The sequence below is a fragment of the Amycolatopsis sp. DSM 110486 genome (assembly GCF_019468465.1).
In the GTDB taxonomy this organism is placed as follows: Bacteria; Actinomycetota; Actinomycetes; order Mycobacteriales; family Pseudonocardiaceae; genus Amycolatopsis.
In genome coordinates, this window is record NZ_CP080519.1 from 8,902,109 (window position 1) to 8,927,976 (window position 25,868).

25 protein-coding genes and 1 pseudogene are annotated in these 25,868 nt (G+C 71.6%); 15 read left to right on the forward strand and 11 right to left on the reverse strand.

The genetic code is table 11. The annotated features are described in order from the left end of the window. From K1T34_RS43030 to K1T34_RS43045, 4 genes are all read right to left on the reverse strand, one after another. Positions 1-873, reverse strand: coding sequence for an ABC transporter permease (locus K1T34_RS43030; protein ID WP_220240381.1), 873 nt, complete (start codon positions 871-873; stop codon positions 1-3). Beyond that, positions 870-1,826, reverse strand: coding sequence for an ABC transporter permease (locus tag K1T34_RS43035; RefSeq protein ID WP_220240382.1), 957 nt, complete (start codon positions 1,824-1,826; stop codon positions 870-872). The genes K1T34_RS43030 and K1T34_RS43035 overlap by 4 nt, the downstream gene beginning before the upstream one ends. Before the next feature lie 3 nt (positions 1,827-1,829). Beyond that, positions 1,830-3,461 carry an ABC transporter substrate-binding protein gene (locus K1T34_RS43040; RefSeq protein WP_220240383.1) on the reverse strand — a complete coding sequence of 544 codons (1,632 nt, stop codon included), beginning with the start codon at positions 3,459-3,461 and terminating at the stop codon, positions 1,830-1,832. 138 nt (positions 3,462-3,599) lie between these two features. Beyond that, entirely contained in the window at positions 3,600-5,390 is a 1,791-nt protein-coding gene (locus K1T34_RS43045; protein ID WP_220240384.1) for a gamma-glutamyltransferase family protein, read from the reverse strand. Positions 5,391-5,460: 70 nt separating this feature from the next. On the opposite strand from K1T34_RS43045, the gene K1T34_RS43050 reads away from it, so the two are divergent. Beyond that, a complete protein-coding gene (locus K1T34_RS43050; RefSeq protein WP_220240385.1) occupies positions 5,461-6,336 on the forward strand; it encodes a LysR family transcriptional regulator in 876 nt (291 codons plus the stop codon). Between the two features lie 100 nt (positions 6,337-6,436). Here the strand turns inward: K1T34_RS43050 and K1T34_RS43055 are convergent, their stop codons facing one another. Beyond that, entirely contained in the window at positions 6,437-7,102 is a 666-nt protein-coding gene (locus tag K1T34_RS43055; RefSeq protein ID WP_220240386.1) for a hypothetical protein, read from the reverse strand. A 584-nt stretch (positions 7,103-7,686) separates the two neighbouring features. Next, a complete protein-coding gene (locus tag K1T34_RS43060) occupies positions 7,687-8,547 on the reverse strand; it encodes an SAM-dependent methyltransferase (protein WP_220240387.1) in 861 nt (286 codons plus the stop codon). Positions 8,548-8,758: 211 nt separating this feature from the next. Here K1T34_RS43060 and K1T34_RS43070 point away from each other — a divergent pair. After that, positions 8,759-9,579 (forward strand): annotated as a pseudogene (locus K1T34_RS43070) (4-hydroxyphenylacetate 3-hydroxylase C-terminal domain-containing protein); the annotation flags it as partial. Between the two features lie 12 nt (positions 9,580-9,591). On the opposite strand, the gene K1T34_RS43075 reads toward K1T34_RS43070, so the two are convergent. The 4 genes from K1T34_RS43075 to K1T34_RS43085 form a co-directional block, all read right to left on the reverse strand. Next, the gene (locus tag K1T34_RS43075; RefSeq protein ID WP_220240389.1) at positions 9,592-10,425 is read right to left on the reverse strand and encodes a DMT family transporter; all 834 of its coding nucleotides are present in this window, start codon (positions 10,423-10,425) and stop codon (positions 9,592-9,594) included. Between the two features lie 190 nt (positions 10,426-10,615). Beyond that, positions 10,616-11,452, reverse strand: a complete 837-nt coding sequence (locus tag K1T34_RS43080) for an Fpg/Nei family DNA glycosylase (RefSeq protein ID WP_255637994.1) — start codon at positions 11,450-11,452, stop codon at positions 10,616-10,618. A 75-nt stretch (positions 11,453-11,527) separates the two neighbouring features. Next, positions 11,528-11,656, reverse strand: a complete 129-nt coding sequence (locus K1T34_RS54095; RefSeq protein ID WP_255637995.1) for a hypothetical protein — start codon at positions 11,654-11,656, stop codon at positions 11,528-11,530. 85 nt (positions 11,657-11,741) lie between these two features. Further along, on the reverse strand, positions 11,742-13,187 hold the full coding sequence (locus tag K1T34_RS43085) for an aldehyde dehydrogenase (protein ID WP_220240390.1): 1,446 nt from the start codon (positions 13,185-13,187) through the stop codon (positions 11,742-11,744). A 175-nt stretch (positions 13,188-13,362) separates the two neighbouring features. On the opposite strand from K1T34_RS43085, the gene K1T34_RS43090 reads away from it, so the two are divergent. The 8 genes from K1T34_RS43090 (at position 13,363) to K1T34_RS43125 (ending at position 19,551) form a co-directional block, all read left to right on the forward strand. Next, positions 13,363-14,178 carry a 2-keto-4-pentenoate hydratase gene (locus tag K1T34_RS43090; RefSeq protein WP_220240391.1) on the forward strand — a complete coding sequence of 272 codons (816 nt, stop codon included), beginning with the start codon at positions 13,363-13,365 and terminating at the stop codon, positions 14,176-14,178. Then, on the forward strand, positions 14,175-14,945 hold the full coding sequence (locus K1T34_RS43095) for a 2-keto-4-pentenoate hydratase (RefSeq protein ID WP_220240392.1): 771 nt from the start codon (positions 14,175-14,177) through the stop codon (positions 14,943-14,945). Before K1T34_RS43090 ends, K1T34_RS43095 begins: the two co-directional genes overlap by 4 nt. A 14-nt stretch (positions 14,946-14,959) precedes the next feature. Beyond that, positions 14,960-15,172, forward strand: coding sequence for a tautomerase family protein (locus tag K1T34_RS43100; RefSeq protein ID WP_220240393.1), 213 nt, complete (start codon positions 14,960-14,962; stop codon positions 15,170-15,172). Then, on the forward strand, positions 15,169-15,882 hold the full coding sequence (locus K1T34_RS43105) for an alpha/beta fold hydrolase (RefSeq protein ID WP_220240394.1): 714 nt from the start codon (positions 15,169-15,171) through the stop codon (positions 15,880-15,882). The genes K1T34_RS43100 and K1T34_RS43105 overlap by 4 nt, the downstream gene beginning before the upstream one ends. Continuing rightward, complete coding sequence (locus K1T34_RS43110) at positions 15,879-16,373, forward strand: aromatic-ring-hydroxylating dioxygenase subunit beta (protein ID WP_220240395.1); 495 nt, start codon at positions 15,879-15,881, stop codon at positions 16,371-16,373. The genes K1T34_RS43105 and K1T34_RS43110 overlap by 4 nt, the downstream gene beginning before the upstream one ends. A 13-nt stretch (positions 16,374-16,386) precedes the next feature. Further along, positions 16,387-17,385 carry an amidohydrolase family protein gene (locus K1T34_RS43115; RefSeq protein ID WP_220240396.1) on the forward strand — a complete coding sequence of 333 codons (999 nt, stop codon included), beginning with the start codon at positions 16,387-16,389 and terminating at the stop codon, positions 17,383-17,385. After that, entirely contained in the window at positions 17,382-18,662 is a 1,281-nt protein-coding gene (locus tag K1T34_RS43120) for an SRPBCC family protein (protein WP_220240397.1), read from the forward strand. The genes K1T34_RS43115 and K1T34_RS43120 overlap by 4 nt, the downstream gene beginning before the upstream one ends. Before the next feature lie 103 nt (positions 18,663-18,765). Continuing rightward, complete coding sequence (locus tag K1T34_RS43125) at positions 18,766-19,551, forward strand: IclR family transcriptional regulator (protein WP_255637996.1); 786 nt, start codon at positions 18,766-18,768, stop codon at positions 19,549-19,551. A 9-nt stretch (positions 19,552-19,560) separates the two neighbouring features. On the opposite strand, the gene K1T34_RS43130 is transcribed toward K1T34_RS43125, so the two are convergent. After that, complete coding sequence (locus K1T34_RS43130) at positions 19,561-20,352, reverse strand: 2-keto-4-pentenoate hydratase (RefSeq protein WP_220240398.1); 792 nt, start codon at positions 20,350-20,352, stop codon at positions 19,561-19,563. A gap of 128 nt (positions 20,353-20,480) precedes the next feature. Here K1T34_RS43130 and K1T34_RS54100 point away from each other — a divergent pair, with 128 nt between their 5' ends. From K1T34_RS54100 to K1T34_RS43150, 5 genes are all read left to right on the forward strand, one after another. Then, positions 20,481-21,554 carry an extradiol ring-cleavage dioxygenase gene (locus K1T34_RS54100; RefSeq protein WP_255637997.1) on the forward strand — a complete coding sequence of 358 codons (1,074 nt, stop codon included), beginning with the start codon at positions 20,481-20,483 and terminating at the stop codon, positions 21,552-21,554. Next, positions 21,551-22,555: an NAD(P)/FAD-dependent oxidoreductase gene (locus tag K1T34_RS54105; protein WP_255637998.1), complete on the forward strand. Its 1,005-nt coding sequence runs from the start codon at positions 21,551-21,553 to the stop codon at positions 22,553-22,555. The genes K1T34_RS54100 and K1T34_RS54105 overlap by 4 nt, the downstream gene beginning before the upstream one ends. 18 nt (positions 22,556-22,573) lie before the next feature. After that, a complete protein-coding gene (gene fdxA / locus K1T34_RS43140) occupies positions 22,574-22,915 on the forward strand; it encodes a ferredoxin (protein WP_220240399.1) in 342 nt (113 codons plus the stop codon). 13 nt (positions 22,916-22,928) lie between these two features. Beyond that, positions 22,929-24,452: an aldehyde dehydrogenase (NADP(+)) gene (locus tag K1T34_RS43145; RefSeq protein WP_220240400.1), complete on the forward strand. Its 1,524-nt coding sequence runs from the start codon at positions 22,929-22,931 to the stop codon at positions 24,450-24,452. A 141-nt stretch (positions 24,453-24,593) separates the two neighbouring features. Beyond that, the gene (locus K1T34_RS43150) at positions 24,594-25,790 is read left to right on the forward strand and encodes a beta-propeller fold lactonase family protein (protein WP_220240401.1); all 1,197 of its coding nucleotides are present in this window, start codon (positions 24,594-24,596) and stop codon (positions 25,788-25,790) included. Positions 25,791-25,868: the final 78 nt, after the last annotated feature.

Consider the following 25,868-nt stretch of genomic DNA (forward strand, 5'->3'; position numbering starts at 1 on the left):
TCACCGCGTGCTCTTCGGGTCCAGCGCGTCGCGCAGGGCGTCGCCGAACAGGTTGAACCCCAGGCAGATCAAGGCGAGCGCGATCCCGGGGAAGATGCCCGGCCAGGGGGTGCGGAACAGGTACTGCTGCGCGTCCGACAGCATGATCCCGAGGCTCGGCGCGGGCGGCTGGATGCCGAGGCCGAGGAACGACAGCACTGCCTCGCCGATGACCGCGACCGGCATGATCACCGTGGCCTGCACGATGATCGCCGAAGCGGCGTTGGGCAGCACGTGCTGCCCGAGGATCCGCCACGGCCCGGCGTGCATCGTGTTCGCGGCGAGGACGAAGTCGGTTTCCTTGAGCCGCAACGTGTCGGCGCGCACCACGCGGGTCATCGTCGGGATCTGCGCGATGCCGAGTGCGATCGCGGCGTTGGTGAGGCCGCCGCCGTTGATCGCGGCGAGCCCGACGGCGACGATCAGGAACGGGAACGCCAGCATGAGGTCCGCGAGCCGGGAGATCAGCGCGTCGAGCCACCGCCAGTACCCGGACAGCAGCCCGAGCGGCACGCCCACGACCACGGCGAACAGCACCGACAGGGCCCCGACCTCCAGCGACGCGCGCGTGCCGTAGAAGACGCGGGAGAGGATGTCGCGGCCGAGGTCGTCGGTGCCGAGGGCGAACCCGACCGTGCCCGGCTGCTGGAACGGCGTCTCGAAGTGCACCGCCGTCGGCGCGTACGGCGCCAGCAGCGGCGCGAACACCCCGGCGATCACGACGATCAGCAGCAGCACACCGCCGATCACGCCCAGCGGGTTGTGCAGGAGCCGGCGCGTCACGCGGCCGTGGACACGGGCCAGTGGCGCGGGGGTTTCGGCGGCGATCGTCATCGGGTCCTCCCGGAGACTCGCAGGCGTGGGTCGATGACCGTGTAGAGGAAGTCGACCAGCAGGTTGATCACGATGTAGGCCGCCGTGATCACGAGGACCACGGCCTGGATCACCGGGTAGTCGCGGGTGAAGACCGAGTCCAGCGTCAGCTTGCCGATGCCCGGCAGGCTGAAGATGCGCTCGGTGACCACGGCGCCCGCGATGAGCCCGCCGAGCTGGAGCCCGACGATGGTGGTGACCACGATGAGGCTGTTGCGCAGGCCGTAGCGGAAGATCACCGCGGCGCGCCCGAGTCCCTTCGCCCGCGCGGTGCGCACGAAGTCGGCGGTGAGAGTCTCGACCATCGACGAGCGGGTCTGGCGCTGCACCACCGCCGCGTGCGTGAGGCCGAGGATCACCGCGGGCAGCGTGAGGTAGTAGATCCCGCGCAACGGCTGGTCGAACGGCGAGACGTAGCCGGACGCGGGGAACCACCGCAGCTGCACGGACAGGTAGAGCACGGCGAGGATGCCGAGCCAGAACGTCGGCACCGACAGTGCGAACAGCGAGAAGCCGTTGGCGCCCCACTCGGGCCAGCGACCGCGGAACACCGCGGCGACGACGCCGGCGAGCACGCCGATCAGGACCGCGACCAGCATCGCGAACACCGCGAGCTGCACCGTCACCGGCAGGGTCGCGCCGATCATCTCCCGCACCGGCGTGCCGGTGCGCACGGACTTGCCGAAGTCACCGGTGAGCGCGTGGCCGACGAACTTGAAGTACTGCACGGGCAACGGGTCGTCGAGCCCGAGCTGCGCCCGCACGGCCGCGATGGCGGCGGGGTCGGCTTCCTCGCCGGCCATCGCCGTGGCGGGGTCACCGGGCAGCGCGCGCACGCCGATGAAGACCACGATCGAGGCGAGCACCAGCGTCAGGGCGGACTGCCACAGGCGGTGGAGCAGGTAACGTCCCACGGCTCAGCCCTCCTGGCTGCCGGTGAACGCGGCCTTGCCGAGCCGGACCACCCCGTCGGCGTACACCTGGATGCCGGTGACGCGGGTGGAATGCACGGTGAGGTTGCGGACCCGGTAGGTGTAGACGATCGGGTTCTGCTGCTGGATCAGCTGCACGGCCTGCCCGTAGAGCGCGGCGCGCTGCTTCGTGTCGATGCTGCGTGCGGCGTCCGACAGCAGGTTGTCCAATGTGGATGAGTTGAAGCCGCCGTAGTTTCCGCCCGAGCCGGTGGAGAGGAAGCGCGCGGTGTTGGCGTCCGGGTCGATGCGGCCGGACCAGCCGAGCATCAGTGCCTCGAAGGTGCCGCGTTTCTGGACGTCCAGCAGGGTGGAGTACTCGACCGGCACGATCTGCACGGCGAACCCGCCCTCGGCGACGCTGGCCTGCAGGGCCTGGGCGTATCGCAGCTGGTCCTGGGTGTTGGTCACCTGCAACGAGATCGGGAACGGCACGGGCACGCCGGCCTCTTTGAGCAGTTGCCGTGATTTTGCCGGATCGAACGGCGGGCAGGCGTTGCTGGCGGCCGACGAGTAAGGCGTCTTCGGGGCGACGGGGGAGCAGGCGGGGTCGAACCAGTTGTTGAAGACGGTGTCGACGAGCGTCTGCCGGTCCAGGGCCAGGGAGAACGCGAGGCGGATGCGGGGATCGTTCGCGATGGGTTTGTCGATGTGCTTCGTGGGTTTGCCGACGCCGTCGACGTTCCCGGTGTTGAAGGTGACGCTCTGGTAGCCCAGGGAAGGGGATTGCAGCACCTTGAGATCCGGGTCCTGGGCGAGTGCGTCGACGTCCTGGGGCGAGATCGTGTCGGCGACCTGGATGTCCCCCGAGCGCAGGTTCGCGGCGCGAATGTTGGCGTCGGTCATGATCCGGTAGGTGATCGTGTCGAGGTGGACGTCTTTGGCGTCGTAGTACAGCGGGTCGCGCTCGACGTCGATCTCGGTCTGCGGCACGCGTTTCACGAACTTGAACGGGCCGACGCACACGGGGTTTTCGCCGAAGTCGTCGCCCTCTTTGGCGAGTGCGGCGGGCGACATGATCATGCCGGCGCGGTCGGCGAGCGCCGCGGTGATCGGGGCGAAGGGCTTCTTGTAGTGCAGCACGACGTGGCTCTTGTCGGGCGCGTCGATGCGGCTGATCGGGCCCATTTCGCTTTTGCGCTGGGAGGTTTTGAGCTCGAAGTGCCGGCGCAGGCTCGTCGCGACGGCCGGGGCGTCGAACGGGGTGCCGTCGGCGAAGACGATTCCGGTGCGCACGGGGATCGTGACGGTGAGCCCGTCGGGGGAGACCACCGGCAACGCGGTGGCCAGCTGCGGCACGATGGTGCTGGTGTCGTCGATGTCGTAGAGCTTTTCGCAGATCGTGGTCATCACGTAGCGCGTGTAGAGCGAACTGGACGTGGTGGGGTCGAGTTTGTCGGGCTCGTTGGACAGGCCCATGACGAGGTCGCCGCCGCGCTGGACCGTTCGGTTGCCGACGGGGGTGCCGAAGTCGTCGCGGTGCTCGCTGCGAGCGCTCGCGTGTTGCACGGGTACGCACGCCGTGAGTGTCAGCACCGCCAGCCCGGCCAGGAGGGGGAGCAGGGACCGAGGAGACATGGCGAACAACGTACGTCGGTTTTTCCCCCACTCCATTTCCGGCTGGTTAATGCGTGTTAAATCGTTATTCGCCGAAAATGGGCATGCCGAAAAGCGGGCCCGGGAATCGGGTCCGCTTTTCGGCGGGATGTGCGGTGATTATCGCCCGGCGGCATACCCCTGCATTCCGCGGGGGTTCGCCGCCGCCGAGAGAACGCCGGTCTCCGGGTCGCGGGCGACGGCGCACAACCTCCCTTCGGACCAAGGTTCTCCGACGGTCACGAGGTGGCCCCGGCGCTCCAGTTCGGCGATGACGTCGTCGCCGATCCGCGATTCCACGGTGACGCTGCCGGCCACCATCGCGCGCGGGTAGAACGAGCCGGGGAAACTGTCGGTGTGCCAGTTGGGCGCGTCGATCGCGCCCTGCAGGTCGAGGCCGCTGCGCACTTTTTCGCGCAATGCGACGGCGAGGAAGAAATGCGCGTTCCACTGGTCCTGCTGGTCGCCGCCGGGGGTGCCGAAAGCCATCACGGGCACGCCGTCGCGCGATGCCAGCGACGGTGTGAGCGTGGTGCGCGGGCGCTTGCCCGGGGCCAGCGAGTTGGGCAGGCCGGGGTCGAGCCACGCCATCTGCAGCCGGGTGCCGAGCGGGAACCCGAGCCGCGGGATGACCGGGTTGGACTGCAGCCAGCCGCCACTCGGCGTCGCGGCGATCATGTTGCCCCACCGGTCGACCACGTCGAGGTGGCAGGTGTCGCCGCGCGTCGCCCCGTCCTTGGCGACGGTGGGCTCACCCGCGCCGGCGGCCGTGGCCACGGCGCCGCCGCTCGCCACGTACTGGGCGTGCTTGCTCAGGCGTGGTTCCCGGCCGTCGGGGCGGCCCGGGCGCAGCTCGTGCGACGCGTGTTCGCCGATCAGCTTGCGGCGGGTTTCGTTGTAGGCGGGGGAAAGCAGCGTGGTGATGTCGACGTCGGCGCTGTCGCCGTACCAGGCTTCGCGGTCGGCCATCGCGAGCTTCGTGCCCTCGATGAGGGTGTGGTAGTAGTCCGGCGTGGCGTAGTCCAGGCCGTCCGCGTCCGGCAGGAGTGCGAGCTGCTGCAGCAGCGTCGGGCCCTGGCTCCACAGGCCGGCTTTCGCGATGGTCCAGCCGTTCCAGGTGAACGTGACCGGGTCCTCGTAGGTCGCGCGGAAGGCGGCGAGGTCGTCGCCGGTCAGGGTGCCGGCGTGGCGTTCGCCGGACGTGTCCATGGTGGGCTTCGCCGCGAACTCGGCGATGGCTTCGGCGATGAAGCCCTCGCGCCAGACCTTGCGGGCGGCTTCGATCTGCGTCTCGCGGCTCGCGCCGGCGGCCTCGGCCTCGGTGATGAGGCGGCGCCAGGTGTTCGCGAGAGCGGGGTTCTTGAAGAGCTCGCCGGGCTTCGGTGAGCGGCCGCCGGGGAGGTAGAGCTCGGCGGAGGTGGTCCACTCGGTCTCGAACAGCTCGCGGACGGTCTCCACGGTGGCGCCCACGCGGTCCACGGCCGGGTGGCCGTTTTCGGCGTAGGAGATCGCGTACTTGAGGACCTCGCGCAGCGGCTTGGTGCCGTGGTCGTGCAGGAGCAGCAGCCACGCGTCGACCGCGCCGGGCACCGCGGCGGCGAGCGGGCCGGTGCCGGGTACGAGGTCGAGGCCGAGCGAGGTGTAGTGCTCGATCGTGGCGCCGGCCGGCGCGCCCCCCTGTCCACAGAGGACCTTCGGCGTGCCGTCCGCCGGGGCGACGATCATCGGCACCTCGCCGCCGGGGCCGTTGAGGTGCGGTTCGACGACGTGGAGCACGAACGCGGCCGCGACGGCGGCGTCGTAGGCGTTGCCGTCGTCTTCGAGCACGGCCATCGCGGCGGCCGAGGCGAGCCAGTGGGTGGACGACACCATTCCGAAGGTGCCCTGCAACGTGGGACGGGTCTGGAACATCACTGCATCGTCGCGCGTACGTCGGCGTACGTCAAAGACATGTATGACACCGTTGCGATAGCCTGGTGCTATGGAACGTCGGCAGCTCGAGTACTTCGTCGCGATCGTCGAGCACGGCGGCTTCACCCACGCGGCGCGGGCGCTGCGGGTGGCCCAGCCGTCGCTGTCGCGCGCGATCGCCAAGCTGGAGCACGAGCTCGGTGTGGCGCTGTTCCACCGCGTCGGCCGCAACGCCGTGCTCTCCAGCGCGGGCGAGTTCATGGCCGACCGCGCGCGGTTGGTTCTCCGCGACCTCGACGCCCTGCGCGCCGCGGCCCGGGCCGTCGGTGACGGTCTCGCCGGGCGCGTCGACGTGGCGGCCACGTCGTCCTCCGCGCTGGAACCGGTGATCAGCATCATCGCCGACCTGCGCGAACGTCACCCGGGCGTGCTGGTGAGCACCTCCTCGGCGCTGTCGGCGGCGGAGGTCGTGGCGATGGTCCTGCAGGGCCGCTGCGAGGCCGGCGTCTGCGGCAGCGCGGAGCGTCCGACCGGCCCCGGCTTGGTGGCCCACCACCTGCGCGACGAGGAGTTCCTGCTGGTCGCGCCCCCGGGCTCCGGCGTCAGCGACCCGGTCGAGTGGTCCGACCTGCGGGGGATGCGCTTCGTCGTCACCAAACCCGCCACGGCCGTGCGCGCACTGTTCGACCGCATCGCCGCGACCGTCCCGGACGTCTCCATCGCCGCCGAAGTGGGCGACCGCAGCGTCGTCCTCCCGATGGTCCTGCGCGGCATCGGCGCCGGCCTCATGCCCGACGGCTGGACCGACCTGGCCCGCCGCGCCGGCGCAGAGGTGGTGCGCTTCTCGCCGGCCGAACGGTTACCGCAGTGGCTGGTACACCGGTCCGGGCCGATCACGGCGGCTACGCAGGCGTTTCTCGACACGACGTTGGCGGGCGTTTCCTGAGACGTGGTCGGAGCCGCGCCCTTCGGATTCCGGGCTTGCGGGGATGTTCCATTGCCGTCGCCACCTCGCATGCCTTGTTGCTCAGGCCGCGGCGTACGCGTCAGCTGAACTTGGCCGAAGCCACCATCCCGTCGAAAGCCGCGTCCTGGGCGGGGGTGCTGGCGTGTTCGACGATGAGGAGTTTGCTGGTGGGCAGCCACCACATGCGGACCTGGTTGTTCTGCGCCGGGTCCTTGCAGGTTTCCTGGAAGCGCGCGTATTCGGCCTTCTTCGGGCCGACCGGGGCGAAGCCGTGTTCCAGGACCGCGCCGCCGGTGGCTTCGGAGGCGACGCCGGGGTCGGCGGACGGGCCGATGCACGTGGGGACGTCCGTGCCGGGGTACCAGCCGAACGCGCGCGTCGAGCTGGGGAGGTTGATCATGCCTCCGTCGGCGGCCTGGCGCAGGTCCAGGATCTTGCCCGCGCACGCGAAGGTGGCCGACTGCAGGCAGCCCTCGTAGCCGGGGTCGCGCGACTCGACGGCGTACTGCGTGCCGGCGGGGAGGGTGACGGTCATGGTGGCGATGGTCGCGGTGGCGCCGTCGGTGGAGGGGTAGGACGGTCCCGTGGAGGGGCCGGGGGAGCCGGTGCCCGGCGAGCCGCCGAGCTGCCCGACGTCACCCGCCGGGCTGGGCTGGGCTTGGCCGGTGGTGGTCTGCGTGCAGGCCGTCAACGCCACCGTCGCCGCGAGTGTGACGGTTGCCAGAAACCAGGATCTTCTTCGCACCGCTGCCCCTTTCCTCAGGTCCCCGGTGACTTCGACGTCGACGAGCGGCGCCGGTTCCGGTGCAGGGCAAAGGTTAGGCCACGGGCCCGGGCCGCCCGCGGAGTGCGTTCGCGGGCGGCCCGGGGCGCGGTCGGCGAGGGTTGCCCGGGGTTGTCGGCGTCTTCTGGGAGCCGCCGAAGCGGGTCGGTGTGACCGCCGAGGCCGGCGCGGCTGCCGGCACCGCGATCGTCGCCGCCGGCGCGAGGCTCGCTATCGCGCGCAGAAGGGTGTTTTGCATGCGTCTCCTGTCGGGACACATCCGAAGCGGGCCGGGGATTCCCGGGTGTCCTCAAGCGTCAGGTGGGAACGCACTGGCCGACAAGGCTTTTCGACCCAGTTCGAAATCGTTGCAACCCCTGGACACCACTGCCACGGTCAGCAGGCAGATACGGACCGAAGGGACGGACGCTCAGCCGAACACCGTGCGGTGCCGGCCCACAAAGCGCGCGACGGTTCGCGCGGCGGCGAGCATCGCGAGCTCGTGCCCGGTCTGGGCCGGGCTCATCGCGCCGAGCCGACGTTGCCGCTTGCGCCGGTCGCGAGGATCACGGCTTGCGCGCGATGCCGCCGACGATGAGGCGCTGGGCCACGTTCATTCCGGACAGCAGGGGACCGGCCGGCCACCAGGCCGCCAGCGGCACGATCTCCGGCTCGGCGCCCGCGCCCTGCGGCACGAGCTCAAGATCGTGGAACAGCTCGCGGATCTCCGCGCGGGTGCGCATGGTGGCGCCGCCGAGCGCGCCGCTGCGCACGGTCTCGATGAGCTGCTCCATGGCCTGCGCGTCGTCGGAGCCGTCGTGCGGGTCGAGGATGTGGGAGATCACCACGAACGAACCCGGCGGCAGCCGGTCGATGAACTCCTGCGTGACCTCGGCCGGGCGGCCGCGGTCGCCTTTCCAATGGTGCAGCGTCGCGACGAACAGCAGCGCGATCGGCCTGGTCCAGTCCAGGTGCCCGCGCACCACTTCGTCGTCGAGGATGCTGGCCGGCCGGTAGATGTCGCCCTCGACGTAACGGGTGCGCTCGTTCTCTTCGAGCAGCGCGCGTCCGTGCGCGGTGACGACCGGGTCGAAGTCGGTGTACACGACCTTCGCCTCGGGGTTGACGCGCTGCACGACCTGGTGCACGTTCTCGGCCGTCGGCAGGCCCGAGCCGCAGTCGAGGTACTGGTCGATCCCGGCGTTGCGCGCGAGGAAGGTGCACGCGCGGATGAGGAACGCCCGGTTCTCGACGGCGAGGTCGCGCACCTCCGGCATCTTCTCCGCCAGCTCGCGGGCGACCTTGCGGTCCACCTCGTAGTGCGTGTTGCCGCCCAGCAGGTAGTCGTACACGCGCGCGACGCTCGCCCGGTTCGGGTCGACGCCCGGTGGGCTGTCGAGCGCCGATCGGTCCGCGGGCTGCGACATCCGGGTGCCTCCTCGGTTTGCGTGGCCGGTACTACACCGAGGGTAGGGGTTCGCAGGTCACCGCGTAAAACCGGGCGGCGCGGTTCACGCGGCGCGCGGGACCGCCTGCGCGGCCGCCGCGACGCGTTCACGCAGCCAGCAGCGGCCGGCGTCGTCGGTGTGGCGCGGGTTCCAGAACATCGCCTCGGGGGCCGACAAGTTCCGGGACGTCGACCGAGGCCGCGCCGACGCGCTGGCGGAGACGCCGATGCTGAGCGTGGTGTCCCAGGGCGACGACGGCATCGTCGTGCGCGGCTGGAAGGCGATGGGCACCTCGCTCGCCTTCGTGAACGAGCTGCTGATCGGCAACCTGTGGCGCCCGGGCCAGACGCCCGAGCAGACCGTGTACGCGCTCGTGCCGGTGAACTCCGAAGGACTCTCGCTCGTCTGCCGGGACTCCAACGCGACCCCGGACGCCGATCCGCGAGACCTGCAAGGCCTTCGTGATCGCCGCCGAGGAAACGGGGTTCCTCACCGCCGGTGGGCTGTTCAAGCCGAACAACGTCTACGTCGACCTCGGCCGCGCCCACTACCTCGAGCACATCCACGACGTGGTCAACCAGCTGATCGAGTTCTGCGGCCGCGGGGTCGTGATGGCGCCGACGAAGGCCGATTTCGACCACCCGTACCTCGGTCCGAAGGTGGAGGAGGCGCTGCGCGGGCCGGCCATCAGCGCGCGCGACCGCGTGAGCATCTTCCGCCAGATCAGCGAGCGCTACCTGACGCAGTGGGGTGCGCGCCACGAGATGTTCGAGAAGTTCAACGGCGCCCCGCTCTACCTCGTGCGGCTGCTGACGATACAGCGCACCGAGTACCAGGTGGACGGTCCGCTGACCGAGCTCGCACGGCAGGTCCTCGGCTTCGGCGACACCGCGCAGCTCGCCGCCCGCGCGGCCGAGGCCGAGGCGACGTCGGCTTACGCGTCGGTGAAGTACCAGCCGGAGTACGCGCGCGAGTCAGGACGTGCGCGAAGGGTATTTCAAGCCGGCCTGATGCCGGGCGGGGTCACGGCTGGCCGAGCGTGATGGCCGTGACCCCGGCCGCCGCGATGACGAGGCCGGTGATCTGGGGACGGCTCCAGCGTTCGTGCAGCAGGCCGCGCGCGAGGACGATCGTGATGGCGGGGTAGAGCGACGTGATGACCGCGACCACGGCCAGCTGGCTCGCCCCGGTGGCGGCGACGAACAGCAGGTTGGCCGCGCCACCGAGGATCCCGGCGGCGGTCGCCGGCCACCACGCGCGCGACCACGACGTCGGCCGCAGCCAGATCGCGGCGATCACCAGCAGGAGCACGCCGACGGACTGGCCGGCGGCCAGCGGCCAGCTGCCCGCTCCCGTGCCCGCGCGGTCGAGGCCGATGAACAGGACCCCGAACCCGGCGCCGGCGATCACGCCCTCGACGACGCCGGACCGCTGGCGTTCCGCGTCGTCGCCCTGATGCTGCGACACGAGCGCGATGGCCGGCAGCACCAGCGCGATCCCCACCCACGACAGCCACGCCAGCCGGTCGCCCGTCGCGAACCCGACCAGCGCGGGCAACGCCGCCGCGAGCACTGCGGAAACAGGCGCGACCACGCTCATCCGGGCTGTGGACAGCCCCCGGTAGAGCGCGAACGTGCCGACAGCCGTGCCGAGCCCGCTCACCGCGCCCCACGCGAGCTCCTCGGCGTGCGGGGCGCGCGGGCCCATCACCAGCACGGCGACCAGGGCCGCGAGCAGGCTCCACGGCTGCGCGAGGACCGTGACGGCGTTCGGGTCGCTGCGCCGCCCGCCCACGCCGGCGACGAAATCGGAAGCGCCGTAGCTGAGCGCGGACAACAACCCCAGAAGGACACCCACGGGTCCATTCTGCCGAGTTCCTGGCAAGCCGGGTTCGCGGCGTCGGTGAGGGAGCCGGGGGGCCTCGGCGGAACGGCTTCCAGCCGGGCTGTCCTCGCACACCGGCGACCCGGCGCACGACCTCGCCGTCCGCGAGCCAGGAGCGCCGCGAGCTGCTGCGCCCCAGGGCGCCTCGCCGGTGGTTCCGGCGTCAGTGAGGGAGCTGCTGCTCCGCGCTGCACCACCAGCTCGTGCGCCCGCCGACTTTGCCGCGGGCCATGGGCGCGTGGTCGCGCGGGCATTGGGCGCCGGGTTTGCGGTAGGGGATCACGGTGAGGGTGTGGACGCCGCCGTGGTCGAGGGCGGCGGTGACGGAGCCGCGGGTGGCGCGCAGGAGGCGGTCGACGGCCGGGCGGTCGAGCTCGTCGACGCGGTGGGCCGGGTGCACGCGGGCGCGCCAGAGGATCTCGTCGGCGAGGAGGTTGCCGATGCCGGCCAGGGCGTGCTGGTCGAGCAGGCGCGCCTTGACGGGCGCGGTGCCCTTGGTGATCGCGGTGCGGAACTCGGCGGGCGTGACCGCGGCGGCGTCGGGGCCGAGCAGCTCGATGTGCGGGTCGAGGGTGATGCGGCCGAGGCGGCGCGGGTCGACGAGCATCATGAGGCCGCCGTCGTCGAAGGTGAGGGCGAAGCGCGACCAGCGGTAGTCGCCCTGCACGCGGCGGCCTTCCCAGTAGTCGCCGCCGTCGATCTCGGTGCCGTCGGCGTCGGCGATCACGATCTTGCCGGACATCCCGAGGTGCACGCCGAGCGCGGGACCGTCGTCGGCCGTGTCGCACCACAGCGATTTGCCCCGCCGGTGCGCGGCCACGAGCCGGCGTCCGAGGAGCGCCTCGCGGATCTCCCCGGGCGCGTGGGGCCGGCACACGTAGGAATCGGTGTCGTCGACGTCGACGATCAACCGGCCGAGCGCGGCCCGGTCGATCACCGATCGGGCCGACTCGACCTCGGGCAGTTCGGGCACGGCGACTCCGCGGCTCGGGGTGGACACGACGGCGACCATTGTCACCGACGCGATGCGATCCGGGCCGGTGACCCGCGAGCCCCGCGGATCACCGGCCGTGCGTCACTGGCAGGCTTCGCAGTCCGGGTCGTCGATGCGGCACGAGGCGCCGTCGGTGAGCTCGAAGTCGAAGTCGTCGAGCACGGGCACGGGCAGGGCCTCGGCCGTCTCGGGCGCGGTGGAAGCAGTCATGTCTCTCCCTCGGGTCGGAACTGGTGTCTCCCTTCTGTAGCGCCGAAGATCGTCCGGCATTCCGTGACCCGGACCACAACGCGCGTCAGAACTGGTAGATCGACTTCGCCTGCTGGTAGCTCGCGAGCCCGTCCGGCCCGAGCTCGCGCCCGATGCCGCTTTGCTTCACGCCGCCGAAGGGGGCGGCGAGGTCCGGGACGTACCCGTTGATCCCGATGGATCCGGTGCGCACGCGGGCGGCGAGCGCGAGGCCGCGGTCCACGTCGGCGGTCCAGACGGTGCCGGCGAGGCCGTAGTCGGAGTCGTTGGCCAGCGCCACGGCTTCGTCGTCCGTGTCGTACGGCGTCACCGTGAGGACGGGGCCGAAGATGTCCTCGCGGGCGACGGGCCAGCGGTTGTCCACGTCGGCGAGGACGGTCGGCTGCAGGAACCAGCCGTCGTCCAGCCCGCGCGGCCGCGCGCCACCCGTGACCAGGCGGGCGCCGTCTTCGAGGCCGCGGGCGATCGCGTCCTCGACCGTCTGCCGGTGGCGCTGCGACACCAGCGGGCCGATCTGCGTGGCGGGGTCGAGCGCGTCGCCCACGGTCAGCGAGCCGGCGAACGCGGCCAGGGTGTCCACGACTTCGGTGTAGCGGCTGCGCGGCGCGAGAACGCGGGTGGAGAGGAAACACGTCTGCCCGTTGTTGACGAGCATCGCGCCGAACAGTGCCTCGCCCACCCGCGCCAGGTCGAGGTCGGCGTCGTCGAGCACCACGGCCGCCGATCGCCCGCCCAGCTCGAGGATCACCGGGCGGATCAGCGTGCCGCAGATCTCGGAGATCCGCCGCCCGATCGCGGTGGACCCGGTGAACGCCACCAGGTCCACGCCGGGGTGGCCCACGAGGTAGGAACTGGCGTCTGCTTCGGCGGGCACGACGTTGAGCACACCCGGCGGCAACCCGGCCTCGATCGCCGCTTCCGCGACGGCCCGGGTGTCGAGCACGGTCTGCGGCGACGGCTTGAGGATCACCGTGCACCCGGCGGCGAGCGCGGGCGCGTACTTCTGCGCGGCCAGCGCCTGCGGGAAGTTCCACGGCGCGACCGCGGCGACCACACCGGCGGGTTCGCGCCGGACGTGCGTGGTGCCGCCGAACATCCCCGGGTTGCTGGTCTGCTCCGGCTGCGTGCGCACGAGTCCCGCGAAGTAGCGCAGCATTGCGGAGGGGAATTGCGCTTCGATCTGCCCGGAGACGGCGATGGGCATGCCGTTCTGCTCGCTCACCGTCCGAGCTGTCTCGGCACCGCGCCGGTCGAGGGCCGCGGCGAACCGGTCGAGCGCGTCGGCGCGCTCCGAGACCGGCCACGTGGCCCAGCCGGCCGGATCGTCGAACGCGCCGCGCGCGGCGGCCACCGCCCGGTCCACGTCGGTGCGGTTCGCGGACACCGTGGTGCCGAGCGGTTTTCCGGTGCCGGCCGACCAGACGGAGATCGTCTCCGTACCGGCCGAAGCAGCCCATTCGCCGCCGATGAAAAGGGATTCACTGGTCGTCATTGCCCACTCTCCCTGGAGAAACGGTTCTCGCCCGCCGAGCCAACCGCGGTGATCGACACCGCTCCACGGATCGGTCCACTGGGCGGGCCCCGAACCTGAGCCGGCTGCTGGAGAACCGGTCCATTGGCCGAACCGTCCGGGTGTTTTCGCGCTCGGCGGCCCGCACGCTGCCTGCATGGCACTCAGTGAAGAGGACGTCCGGCACCTCGCCGGCGAGCTGTGGGAGGCGGAGCGCAAGGCCGCTCCGGTCGCCCCCATCACCGGCAGGTTCCCCGGCGCGAACGTCGAAGACGCGTATGGCATCCAGCTGGAGGGCGTGCGGCTTCGTTGCGAGGCCGGCGATTCCGTGCGCGGGCACAAGGTCGGGCTCACGGCCCGGGTGATGCAAACGCAGTTCGGTGTGGACCGGCCCGACTTCGGCCACCTGCTCGCGTCGATGTTCCACCCGGAAGGAGAACCGCTGCCCGTCGGCTCGCTCATCGCCCCGCGAGTGGAGCCCGAGCTGGCGTTCGTGCTCGACTCCCCGTTGCGGGGCCCCGGCGTGACCGTGGCCGACGTGCTCGCCGCGACCGCGTTCGTGATGCCGGCGCTGGAGATCATCGACTCGCGCATCCAGGACTGGCGGATCGGCATCGTCGACACCGTGGCGGACAACGCGTCGTCGGCGCGCGTGGTGCTCGGCGGCAAGCGCACCCCGATCGCGGGGCTCGACCCGCGGCTGATCGGCGTGGTGCTGCGGCGCAACGGCGAGATCGTCGAGACGGGTGCGAGCGGCGCGGTCCTGGGGAACCCGGCGCAGGCCGTCGCGTGGCTGGCCAACACCGTGGCCGGCGACGGCGTGGTGCTCAAGGCGGGCGACGTGATCATGCCCGGCACCTGCACGCGCGCGGTCGAGCTCAAGCCCGGTGACACCGTGCGCGCGGACTTCGAGCACCTGGGCCACGTCGGCGTCTCCTTCAGCGCCGCCCGCGCCGCGGAGGTGGCCGCGTGACCGGCGTACGGATCTGGGCGGGCCGGCTCGACGACGCCGCCACCACGCAGGCGACGGTCGCGCCGCTGACCACCGACGGCCTGGCCGACCTCCGCACCGCCTACGAGGTGCAGGACACGCTCGTCCGCCTGCGGCTCGACCGCGGCGAACGCCTGGTCGGCGGCAAGCTCGGCCTGACCAGCCGTGCCAAACAGCTCGCGATGGGCGTGGACAAACCGCTCTACGGCCTGGTCACCAGCGGCATGAGCCGCGCCTCGGGCTCGCGCCTGTCGCTGAAGGACCTGATCCACCCGCGCGTCGAGCCGGAGATCGCGTTCGTGCTCGGCGAGGCGCTGGAAGGCCCCGACGTCACGGTCTCCGACGTCCTGGGCGCGACGCGGTACCTCTGCGCCGCGCTCGACGTGATCGACAGCCGCTACGAGGGGTTCTCCTTCCGCCACCTCGACGCGATCGCGGACAACGCGTCCTCCGCGGCCTTCGCGTTGGGCGACGACCTGGTCGCGCCGCACGGAGATCTCGCGTTGACGGGCTGTGTGCTCGAGGTCGACGGGCAGGTCGTCGAGTCGGCGGCCGGCGCCGCGGTGATGGGCCACCCGGCCGCCGCCGTCGCGTTCATGGCCAACCAGCTCGCCCTGGCCGGGAAACGTCTCGAGGCCGGCTGGGTCGTGCTCTCGGGCGGGCTCACCGCACCTGTTCCGTTGAGGGCCGGTTCGACCGTGACCGCGACGCTCAGCGGGCTCGGCAGCGTCACCCTCGGCGCGGAATAAGGGAAAGGGACACCATGCCGTTCATCCAGATCAACCTCGGGGCCGGTCGCACGCCCGAGCAGAAGGACCAGCTCATCCGCGCCGTGTCCGCGGCGGCGGCCGAGGCGATCTCCGTGCCTGAGGCGTCGGTACGCGTGTGGGTCGTGGAAGTCCCGGCGACGGAGGTCCTCGTCGGCGGGGTCACGCTCGCCGAGCGGCAGGCCGCGAAACCGGCGGGCCCGGCATGACGCACTTCGTGCTGGTGCACGGCGGCTGGCACGGCGCGTGGTGCTGGGAGGCCGAAGTCTCCGCGTTGGAGGAGCGCGGCCACTCGGCGACGGCCGTGGAACTGCCGTCGGACGACGTGCGCGCGGGCGCCCGCCAGTACGCCGCCACGATCGCCGCCGCTGTGCGCGGTCCTGGCGACGTCGTGGTGGGTCATTCGCTGGCCGGCCTGGCGATTCCGCTGGTCCCGCAGCGGACGGCGGTTGCCGCGCTCGTCTTCCTGGCGTCGTTGCTGCCCGAGCCGGGCCGGTCCTGGCGGGACCAGCTGACGCTCGGACGCCCGATGGCCGAGTGGTTCTACGACAATGGATTGCCGAAGCAGGAACGCGACGAGCAAGGGCGAACAGTGTGGCCGGCGTCGGTCGCGGCCAAGCTGTTCTTCCACGACTGTCCACCTGAGCTGGCCGCCGCGGCCGCGGCCAGGCTCCGGCCCCAGTCGCCGGCCCCGATCACGGAAGTCACGCCCCTGCAGGCGTTTCCCGAGCTGCCGATGCACTACGTCGGCTGCCGCGCCGATCGGGCCGTCTCCGGGGACTGGGCCGAACGCACCGCGAAGGATCGGCTCGGCACCGAAGTCACCTGGCTCGACACCTCCCACAGCCCGTTCCTGTCCGCCCCCGGCGAGCTGGCCGACCTGCTCGTCACCCTCGCCTCGAGATCGGAGGTCCGATGACCGCCGCCGTCACCACGCCCGACCTGCACCACCGCGTCGAACAGTTCCTCTACCGGGAAGCCGCGCTGCTCGACGAGTGGCGGCTCGACGAGTGGTTCGCGCTGATGCACCCGCGGATCGAGTACCGCATTCCGTCGCCGGGTTCCGACCACCTCGACCCGCGCCGCACGCTCCAGGTGATCCACGACGACCACACCCGCCTCGGCGGGCGCGTGACCCGGTTGAAGAGCAAGCACGCGCACGCCGAAAGCCCGCATTCGCGCACGCGCCGGCTGGTCACCAACGTCCGGGCCGAACCCGTCGGCGACACAGTGGTGGCGCACGCCAACTTCCACGTGATGCGCACGCGGCTCGGTCAGCTCGACCACTTCCTCGGCACCTACCGCCACGTGCTGGTCGAAGACGGCGCCGGGTTCCTCGTCCGCGAACGGGTCGCGACCCTCGACCACGGCATCGTCGAGGCGGGCGGAACCGTGTCGATCATCCTGTGACGGGAGCGTGACCGTGCTCGACCTACACACCCACGTGGTGCCCCGGGAGACGCCCTTCCGCACCTCGGCCGACCCGCGCTGGGCCCGGCTCGACACCGGAACCGGGGTCGTCTCCGTGTCCGGCAAGCCGTTCCGGACGGTGCACCGCGTCGCCTGGGATCTGGACACCCGCCGCGCGGACGCCGAAGCCGCGGGCGGGACCGGCCAGCTGCTGTCCGCCATGCCCGAGCTGCTCGCGCCGTGGGCCCCACCCGGCGAAGGACTCGCCTACGCGCAGGCCTTCAACGCTTGGCTCGCGGACGAAGTGGGACAGCACAACGGGTTCTTCACCGGACTGGGTGTCGTTCCGTTGCAGGATCCCGACGCCGCCGCAGCTCTGCTCACCGAGATCGCCGACGCCGGCCTGCTCGGCGTCGAGGTGCCCTCGAACCCGCCGACGGCGCCCCTGCACGCGCCGGCGTGGGCCGGGTTCCTCGACGAGGCCGACCGGCTCGGGCTGCTCGTGTTCGTGCACGCGGCCGGGGGAGCGGCGGTCGCGGACTACCCGCACCCGATGGCCGCCAACGGGGTTCTGTTCCCCGCGGGCATCGGCACGGCGCTCGGCGGCCTGATCGTCACGGGCGCGCTGGCCGCGCGGCCCGGGCTGCGGCTGCTGGCCAGCCACGGCGGCGGCGCCTTGATCACCGAACTGCCGAGGATCGACTACCTGCGCGGGATCACCCCGGCGCTGCGGGAGCTGATGCCCGAGTCCGCTGTGGACTCCGCGCGCCGCCTGTGGTTCGACCCGCTGCTGTTCGACGCAGGCCTGGTGCGCCACCTCGCAGAGACCGTCGGCGCGGATCGGATCGTGCTGGGCACGGATCACCCGTTCATGCCCACGGACCCGCTCGCGTTCCTCGACGACCCGGCGCTGCCCCCGGGGTTCGCGAAGGCCGTGCGCGAGACCAACCCCGCGGCGCTGCTCACCGCGCTCACCCGACCGAACTCCCGGCAAAGGAGCTGGAATCGATGACCTCCGAACTGATCGCACCCCCGTCCACCACGCTGGTCGACGACCGCCCCGCCGACGGGCTCTTCCGCGTCGACCGGGCCGCGCTCGTCGACGAGGGCGTGCTCGCGCGGGAACGCCGCGCCATCTTCGACAAGTGCTGGCTCTACGTCGGCCACGTCTCGGAGGTGCCGAACCCGGGTGATTTCCGCGCCCGCACGGTGGCCGGGCGTCCGCTCGTGCTGTGGCGCGGCGGCGACGGCGAGGTGCGGGTGTTCCTCAACGCGTGCCGGCACCGCGGCGCGCAGCTGTGCCGCGTGCCCGAAGGCAACGCGCGTGGAATGTCGTGCTTCTACCACGCGTGGACCTACGCCAACGACGGCCGGCTGACCGCACTGCCCGACGTCGACGGCTACGGCCCCGACTTCGACCGTTCCCGCTTCAGCCTGAACTCCCCGCCGCGTGTGGAGGAGTACCGCGGGTTCGTCTTCTGCTGCTTCGATCCCGACGCTGTTTCGTTGCCGGAGTACCTCGGCGAAGCCCGCGACTACCTGGACCTGGTGGCCGACCAGTCGCCGGACATGGAGGTGGTCGACGGTGTGCACGAGTACTCGATGGAGGCGAACTGGAAGCTGTTCGTGGAGAACAGTCTCGACGGTTACCACCTGATCCCCTTGCACCGCACGTACTTCGACTACCTGAAGTCCACTGAGGACTCCTACCTCGACCCGCGCAAGGCGACCGAGGCGAAGGATCTCGGAAACGGGCACGCGGTGATCACCGTGGAGGGTCCGTGGGCCCGCCCGGTCGCGCGGTGGACGCCGGCGATGGGGGAGGAGAACCGCGAGTACGTCGAGGGGCAGCGGGCTCGGCTCGAAGAAGAGTTCGGTGCCGACCGCGCGCGCCGGATCGCGACGACCGACCGGAACCTGCTGATCTTCCCCAACCTCGTGATCAACGACATCATGGGGATCGTCGTCCGCACGATCACGCCGACCGCGGCCGGGCGCACGCTGGTGGCGCAGTGGACGATGGCGACGAAGGGCGAGCCGGAGTCGGTGCGGGCGCGGCGGCTGGACTCGTACGTGACGTTCCAGGGGCCGGGTGGGCTGGCGACGCCGGACGACATGGAGGCGTGCGAGTCCTGCCAGGAGGGGTTCGCCGTCGCGGCCGAGTCGCCGTGGTCGGACATTTCGCGGGGGATCCACAAGGAAGCCACGGGTGGGCCGTTCGTCGCGTCCGACGAAGTGCAGCAGCGGGCGTTCTGGCGTCGGTGGCGGGATCTGCTGGGCACTGTTTGATTCGGCAGCGTTTGATCCGGCACTGCGTAGTCGGAGCGCCACCACGCGTTGACCCCACCCGAACAAATCCGGCCTGACGGCCGAGAACGGATATCGTGGCCGGATGCGCATCAGTGCCGAGGAGACGGAGCAGCACCGGTCGGTGGGGGACCGGATGCTGCTCATTCTCGACACCGTCGCGACCTCACCCGGCGAGGTGGGGCTCAGTGAGCTCGCGCGGCGGACCGGGCTGAAGAAGGCGACTGTGCACCGGCTGGCCCTGGACCTCGTGGCGCACCGGATGCTCGAGCGCGGCGCGTACGGCTATCGGCTCGGGCTGCACCTGTTCGAGCTGGGCCAGCACGTGCCGGCTTCGCGGCGGCTGCGGGCGACCGCGTTGCCGTTCATGGCCGACCTGCTGACCGCGACGGGTGAGGTCGTGCAGCTGGGCGTGCTCGACGACACGGACATCGTGTACGTCGAGAAGCTCACCGGCCAGCACAGCGCCTCGGTGCCTTCGGCGGTCGGTACGCGGCTGCCCGCGTACTGCACCGGCCTGGGCAAGGCGATTCTCGCGTTCAGCGACGAATCCGCCGTCGAACGCGTGACGTCCGCGCCCATGCCGGCGCGGACCGGGACCACGATCACCGATCCGCGGCACTTCCTGCGCGAGCTGGCGAAAATCCACGACTCCGGCATCGCCTACGACCGGGAAGAGGGCACGCGGGGCATCGCGTGCGTCGCGGCGCCGATCGTGGTGGAGAGCTACGTCGGGCGCGACGGCCACCGAGCCGTCGCCGGGCTTTCCGTGACGGGGCCCGCGCACCGCCTGCAGCCGGCGCGGCTGGGGGCGGCGGTGCGGACCGCCGCCCTGAGCATCAGCCGTCTCCTGGGCTACCCGCTGCACTGACCCGCGGGTTCACGCGTCTGTTTCGCCGGCCGGCCTGCGGACGCTCACGGTGGTGGTGCCGCCGAAGCGGGCCGTGATCGTGCCCCCGGCTCGCAGCGCCACGGCGGAGGTGAGGCCGCCGGTGATGATCAGTTCGTCCTTCTTCAGGCCGCTTCCGCGCGCGGCCAGCTGCGCGGCCAGCCACGCGACGCCGTGCAGCGGATGTCCGGCGGCCGCCGCGGAGGTCGCGGTCGCGACGAGGGCGTTGTCCTCGTGCAGCTCGACGGTGACCCGGTGGGCGTGCAGCGGATCGACGTCGAGCACCGATCCCAGCACGACTCCGGCGGCCGAGGAGCCGTCGGCGGTGTTCTGTTCGGCGGTGAACCGGTAGTCGCGCCAGATCGAGTCGACGACCTCGAGGCACACGCGCACCTCGGCGATCGCGTCGGCGACCTCATGCAGCGCGAGGCCGGGCCCGGCCAGGTCGCGGCCCAGGACGACGCCGATCTCCGGCTCGACGCGGGGGTGCAGGAAACCGGTGGCTCGCGCGCCGTCGCGCAGCACCATGTCGTCGAGCAGCGGCCCGTGGTTGGGCGCGGTGACGCCCATCTGCCGGCGCATCGCGGCGGAGGTGTAGCCGAGCTTGTAGCCGATGGCGCAGCGTCCTTCGGCGAGGCGCAGGCGCGTGAGGTCGTCCTGGATTTCGTACGCGCTGTCCAGTGACAGCGTGGTCACTTCCGTTGCCGCGTCGAGGAGTGTGCGTTCGGTGCGGGCCCGGTGCAGCACTTGCGCGAGGGCGAGGGTTTCGATCGTGTCGGTCACTTCCTCATCGTCGCGGCCGGCGGCCGTTGATGAGTCCCACCGGTCCACTCGCCGGTCCGAGGCGTGGCCGGGGGTCCCGCCGGTTCCGAGACTGGACCTCACCACCCACTCGACGACGAGGAGGAACCATGGCCGAAGTACTGGGTCTCGGGGTCACCCACTACCCACCGCTGAGCGGCACCGACGACAACCTGACGCGGGTGTTCCGCGGCGCGCTCGCGGACCCGAAGCTGCCCGCCGAACTGCGCGACCCGGCGTCGTGGCCCGAGCGGGCCCGCCGTGAATGGGCCGAAGACGAAGGTGTCGCGGCCGGGAAGGCACACCGCGCGGCCTTGCTGGAGGGCTTCCGCCGCACGCGCGCCGCGCTGGACGAGTTCCAGCCGGACGTCGTGCTGATCTGGGGCGACGACCAGTACGAGAACTTCCGCGAGGACCTCGTGCCGCCGTACGCCGTGCAGATCTACGACGACCTCACGGTGCACCCGTGGCGCCACGCCGACGAGTCGTCGAACATGAAGGGCAAGCCCAACGTCTGGGGCGAGGGCGAGAACACCGAGCGCCTCATCCGCGGCCACCGGCCGTTCGCCCGCCACCTGGTGGAAGGGCTGCTGGCGCGCCACATCGACGTGCCGTACTCGTACGAGCCGCTGCACCACCCGGGTCTCGCGCACGCGTTCCTGAACACGGTGCTGTACCTGGACTACGACCGCGAGGGGTTCGACTACCCGGTGGTCACGTTCCCGTTGAACTGCTACGGCCGCAAGGTGATCAGCTTCCAGGGCAACATCAGCCCACTCGGTGTGGAGCGCGAGCTCGACCCGCCCTCGCCCTCGCCGGCGCGGATCATGGACGTCGGCGCGGCGGTCGCGCGGATCTGTGCGGACAGCCCGTACCGGGTCGCGCTCGTCGCCAGCTCCAGCTGGTCGCACAGCTTCCTCGTGGACTCGACGATGCGTTTGTTCCCCGATTCGGCGGCCGACGAGAAGATGTACGACGCGCTCGTCGCCGCGGACTACCCGGTGTGGGAGAACACGACGCTCGCGGACGCGGAGAAGGCCGGCCAGCAGGAGCTGCTGAACTGGTGGGCGCTGCTCGGCGCGATGCGGGAGCTGGGCCGCGGGCCGAGCTGGACGAGCTTCGTGGCGTCGAACATCTTCGTGTCCAACAAGGTCTTCGCAGTCTACGACGCGGAGCAGCGGTGACGCGCTGCGACGTCGCGGTCGTCGGCGCCGGGCCCGCGGGGCTGTTCGCGGCGGTGTACGCGGGGATGCGCGGGCTGTCGGTGACGGTCGTCGACGCGCTGCCGGAGCCCGGCGGCCAGATCACCGCGCTGTACCCGGAAAAGCTGATCCGCGACGTCGCCGGGTTCCCCGCGGTGAAAGGCCGCGACCTCGTCCGCGGACTGGTGGAGCAGCTCGACCAGTTCTCGCCTCGGATGCTGCTCGGGCATCGGGCGACGGCGCTGGACGACCTGGCGGACGGGCGGCTGCGGCTGGGTTTCGACGACGGTGCTGTGCTGGAGGCCGGCGCGGTCGTGGTCACGGGTGGGATCGGCACGTTCTCACCGCGCAAGCTGCCGTGCGGCGAGGAGTTCCTGGGCCGCGGGCTCACCTACTTCGTCCGCGATCCGGCCGAGCTCGCCGGCAGCCGCGTGCTCGTGGTCGGCGGCGGCGACTCGGCGCTCGACTGGGCCGAGACGTTGCAGCACACGGCGGACGTCACGTTGGTGCACCGCCGCGACACCTTCCGCGCGCACCTGCACACCGTGGGCCAGGTACTGGCCGGCCCGGCGACCGTGCGCACGAACGCGACCGTCGAACGCCTCGACGGCGATGCCCGGATCACGCGCGCGACCCTGCGCGACACGGTGAGCGGCGAGACGACCCAGGTGCCGTGCGACCACGTCGTGGCGGCGCTGGGGTTCGTCGCGAACCCGGGCCCGCTGCTGCAGTGGGACCTGGCGACGCGCGACCGCAAGATCGTGGTCGACGCCGCCATGCGTACGTCGCGGCCCGGCGTCTTCGCCGCCGGCGACATCTGCACCTACGACGGCCGGGTCCCGCTCATCGCGGTCGGCTTCGGCGAGGCGGCCACCGCCGTGAACCACGCGGCCGTCCACCTCGACCCGGCCGCCTCCCCCTTCCCGGGGCACTCCACCGACGGCCCGGCGCTCGCCGCCCGGCCCCTGCGAGTCCCCGCCTGACCCGAGAGGACCCCGGCCATGGCCTACGTCATCACCGACGCCTGCGTCGACATCCTCGACCGCGCGTGCACCGAGGAATGCCCGGTCGACTGTATCTACGAGGGCGACCGCAAGATGTACATCAACCCCGTGGAATGCATCGACTGCGGCGCTTGCGAACAGGCCTGCCCGACGGGCGCGGCGCTCGCCGACCGGATGCTCGCCGGCACCGACGCGCAGTGGAACACGGCTGACAACGCCGGGTTCTTCACCGAAGCGCTGCCGGGACGGGAAACCCCGCTCGGCACCCCTGGTGGCGCTACCCACCTGGGCGCGGTGGGTGTCGACACCGAGACCGTTGCCGCGCTGCCTCGTACCTGATTCGGAGAGAACTGTGACAACCCTGGAAAACCGGCCGGTCGCCGGAGTCGATCCGTGGACCGGTGAGGCCCTGGAGGCCGGCGCGGTGGAGAACAGCGCGGAGGAAGTGCGCGCGATCGTGGCGGAGGCGGCCGCGGCGGCGCCGAGGCTGGAGGCGCTGGGCCGGCGAGGGCGGGCAAAGCTGCTGCGTGCGCTCGCGCAGGCGCTCGAGGCCGAGCGCCAGCAGATCGTCTCGCTCGCCGACGCCGAGACGGCGCTGGGTGCGCCGCGGCTCGGCGGGGAGCTGACCCGAACGTGCTACCAGTTGGAGTTCTTCGCCGGCGTCGTGGAGGACGGCGGCTACGTGGAGGCGACCCTCGACCCGGCCGGGCCGACGCCGATGGGGCCGCGGCCGGACCTGCGGCGGATGCTGGTGCCGATCGGGCCTGTCGCGGTGTTCGGGGCGAGCAACTTCCCGCTGGCGTTCTCGGTGCCCGGCGGGGACACGGCGTCGGCGCTGGCCGCGGGGAACCCCGTGGTGGTCAAGGCGCACGGGTCGCACCCCGGGACTTCGCGGCTCGTCCACGAGGTCCTGCGTGAGGCGCTCGTCGCGGCGGGGGCGCCGGCCGGGGCGCTCGGGCTGGTCTTCGGGCGGGCGGCGGGGGAGAGCCTCGTGACCGATCCGACGGTCAAAGCGGTCGGGTTCACGGGCTCGCTGTCCGGCGGCCGGGCGCTGCTGGACCTCATCCGCGGCCGCGCGGAACCGATCCCGTTCTACGGTGAGCTCTCCAGCCTCAACCCGCTGGTCGTCACCGCTGCCGCGGCGCGTGAGACGGGCGCCGAAATCGGGGTGGGCCTCGTCGCGTCGGTGACCGGGTCGGCGGGGCAGCTGTGCACGAAACCCGGGCTGGTGCTGGTGCCGGCCGGTACCGACGGCGACGCTGTGGTGGCCGCTGCGGCCGAAGCGCTCGGCAAGGCGGAAGTGGTGCCGTTGCTCAACCGGCGAATCCACCAGGCGTACCTCAGCGACACCGCCGGGCTCGTCCGCGCGAAGGAAGTGTCCGAAGTAGCCAGCGGACCGAAGCCAGGCGGCGGGTATGGCGTGGCTCCGCTTCTGACCACAGTGGACGCCGACGGGATCCCCGCCGAGGCGTTCGCGGAGTACTTCGGCCCCGCAGCCGTGATCGTGCGGTACCGGAGCCAAGCCGAACTGCTCGCCGTCGTCGACCAGGCGCCCGCGTCGCTCACCGCCACGCTGCACCTCGGCGCGGACGAGGCCCCGAAGGACCTGGTCACCGAGCTTAGTCGGCGCGTCGGCCGCCTGGTGTTCAACGGCTACCCGACCGGCGTGGCGGTGAGCTGGGCCCAGCACCACGGCGGCCCGTGGCCGGCGACCAACAGCCTCCACACCTCCGTCGGCGCCACGGCGATCCGCCGGTTCCTCCGGCCACTGGCCTGGCAGAACGCCCCCGCGCACCTGCTGCCCGACGAGCTCACCGACGAGCCCCGAGCACCCCTGCCGCGCCGGATCGACGGGCGGCTGCAGGCTCGGCACTGAGGGAAACAATTCTTACCCGTCGATGACAACACGACCACGGCACTGGCGGCCGCCGCGCTGGTCCCGTTCGCCGCGGTGTTCGCGGGGGGCACCGCCTCGGCGTCGCCGGTGCCGGACCGGAGCCGGCCGGGGTCGGTCTTCGTGGGCACCAACCACAACAACAGCACTGATCCGAGCCAGCCGGGCAACCAGGTCGCCTACTACCACCGGGCGGCCGACGGCAAGCTGACGCTCGTCGGCACGTTCGCCACCGGCGGTCAGGGTTCGGGGCCGGGCCAGCGCTTCGCGGGCGACGGTCTCGGTTCGGGCAATTCGGTGCGCCTCACCGCGGACCACCGTTTTCTGCTGGTGACCAACGCCGGCAGCGCCACGCTTTCCGTGCTGCGGATTCTGCCGGACCGTCTGCAGGTCGTGGACGTCGTCCCGACCGGTGACGGATCCGCGTCCCAGCGGTTCCCGAACAGCGTCACGCAGCACGGAAACGTCGTTTACGTGTTGAATGCCTCGGGTCAGGGCAGCATCACCGGGTTCCGCCTCGGGTTCGACGGCCGGCTCACCCCCGTACCGGGCTCCACCCGGCAGCTGCAAGCCGGCCAGGACCGCTTCGCTCCCGACGCGCTGAAGGACCCGACCCAGGTCTCCTTCAGCCCGGACGGGCACCACCTGCTGGTGTCCATCAAGGACGGCCCCACCAACGACGTGATCCCGGGCGCCAACCCGACCGGGCCGGGCCGCGTGCTCACCTTCGGTGTCGACGGCGCGGGACGGCCCAGCAAGGACTTCGTCCGCACCGACTTCGCCAACCGCGGTCCGTTCGGATTCTCCTTCGACCGCAAGGGCAACGTCGACCTGGCCGAGTTCGTCGGCGGCGGCGTGGAGGACGGCCACCCGACCGGCGCGGCCGGCAGCTACCGCCTCGGCCGCGACGGGCACCTGACCCCGATCAGCACGGCCGTGGCCGACCGCCAGATCGACACGTGCTGGGTCGTGAACAACGGCAAGTACGCCTTCGGCTCCGACTACACCTCCGGCACGATCTCGAGCTGGAAGGTGAACTCCGACGGCAGTCTCACCCTCTTGCACGAGGTGGCCGGCACCACGGACAAGCCGGCCGACAGCCAGGGCAGCACGCCGCTGGACCTGGGCGTGAGCCCGGACGGCAAGAACCTCTACAACGTGCTCCCAGGCTCCGGCAAGCTCGCCGCCTGGTCGATCGGCGCCGATGGCGAGCTCGCCAAGATCGGTGAGTTCGGCGGCCTGCCCCAGACCGTGAACGGCGACCACGCGCCGAGCGACTTCAGCGCGCTCGGCAGCCCCGCGGGCATCGACGTGAGCTGACCCCACGCCCGGGATGGCCGCCGAAAACCGGCCATTCCGGGCCTGGCCCGTGAAAACCCCGCGGCCCACTGGGGTCGC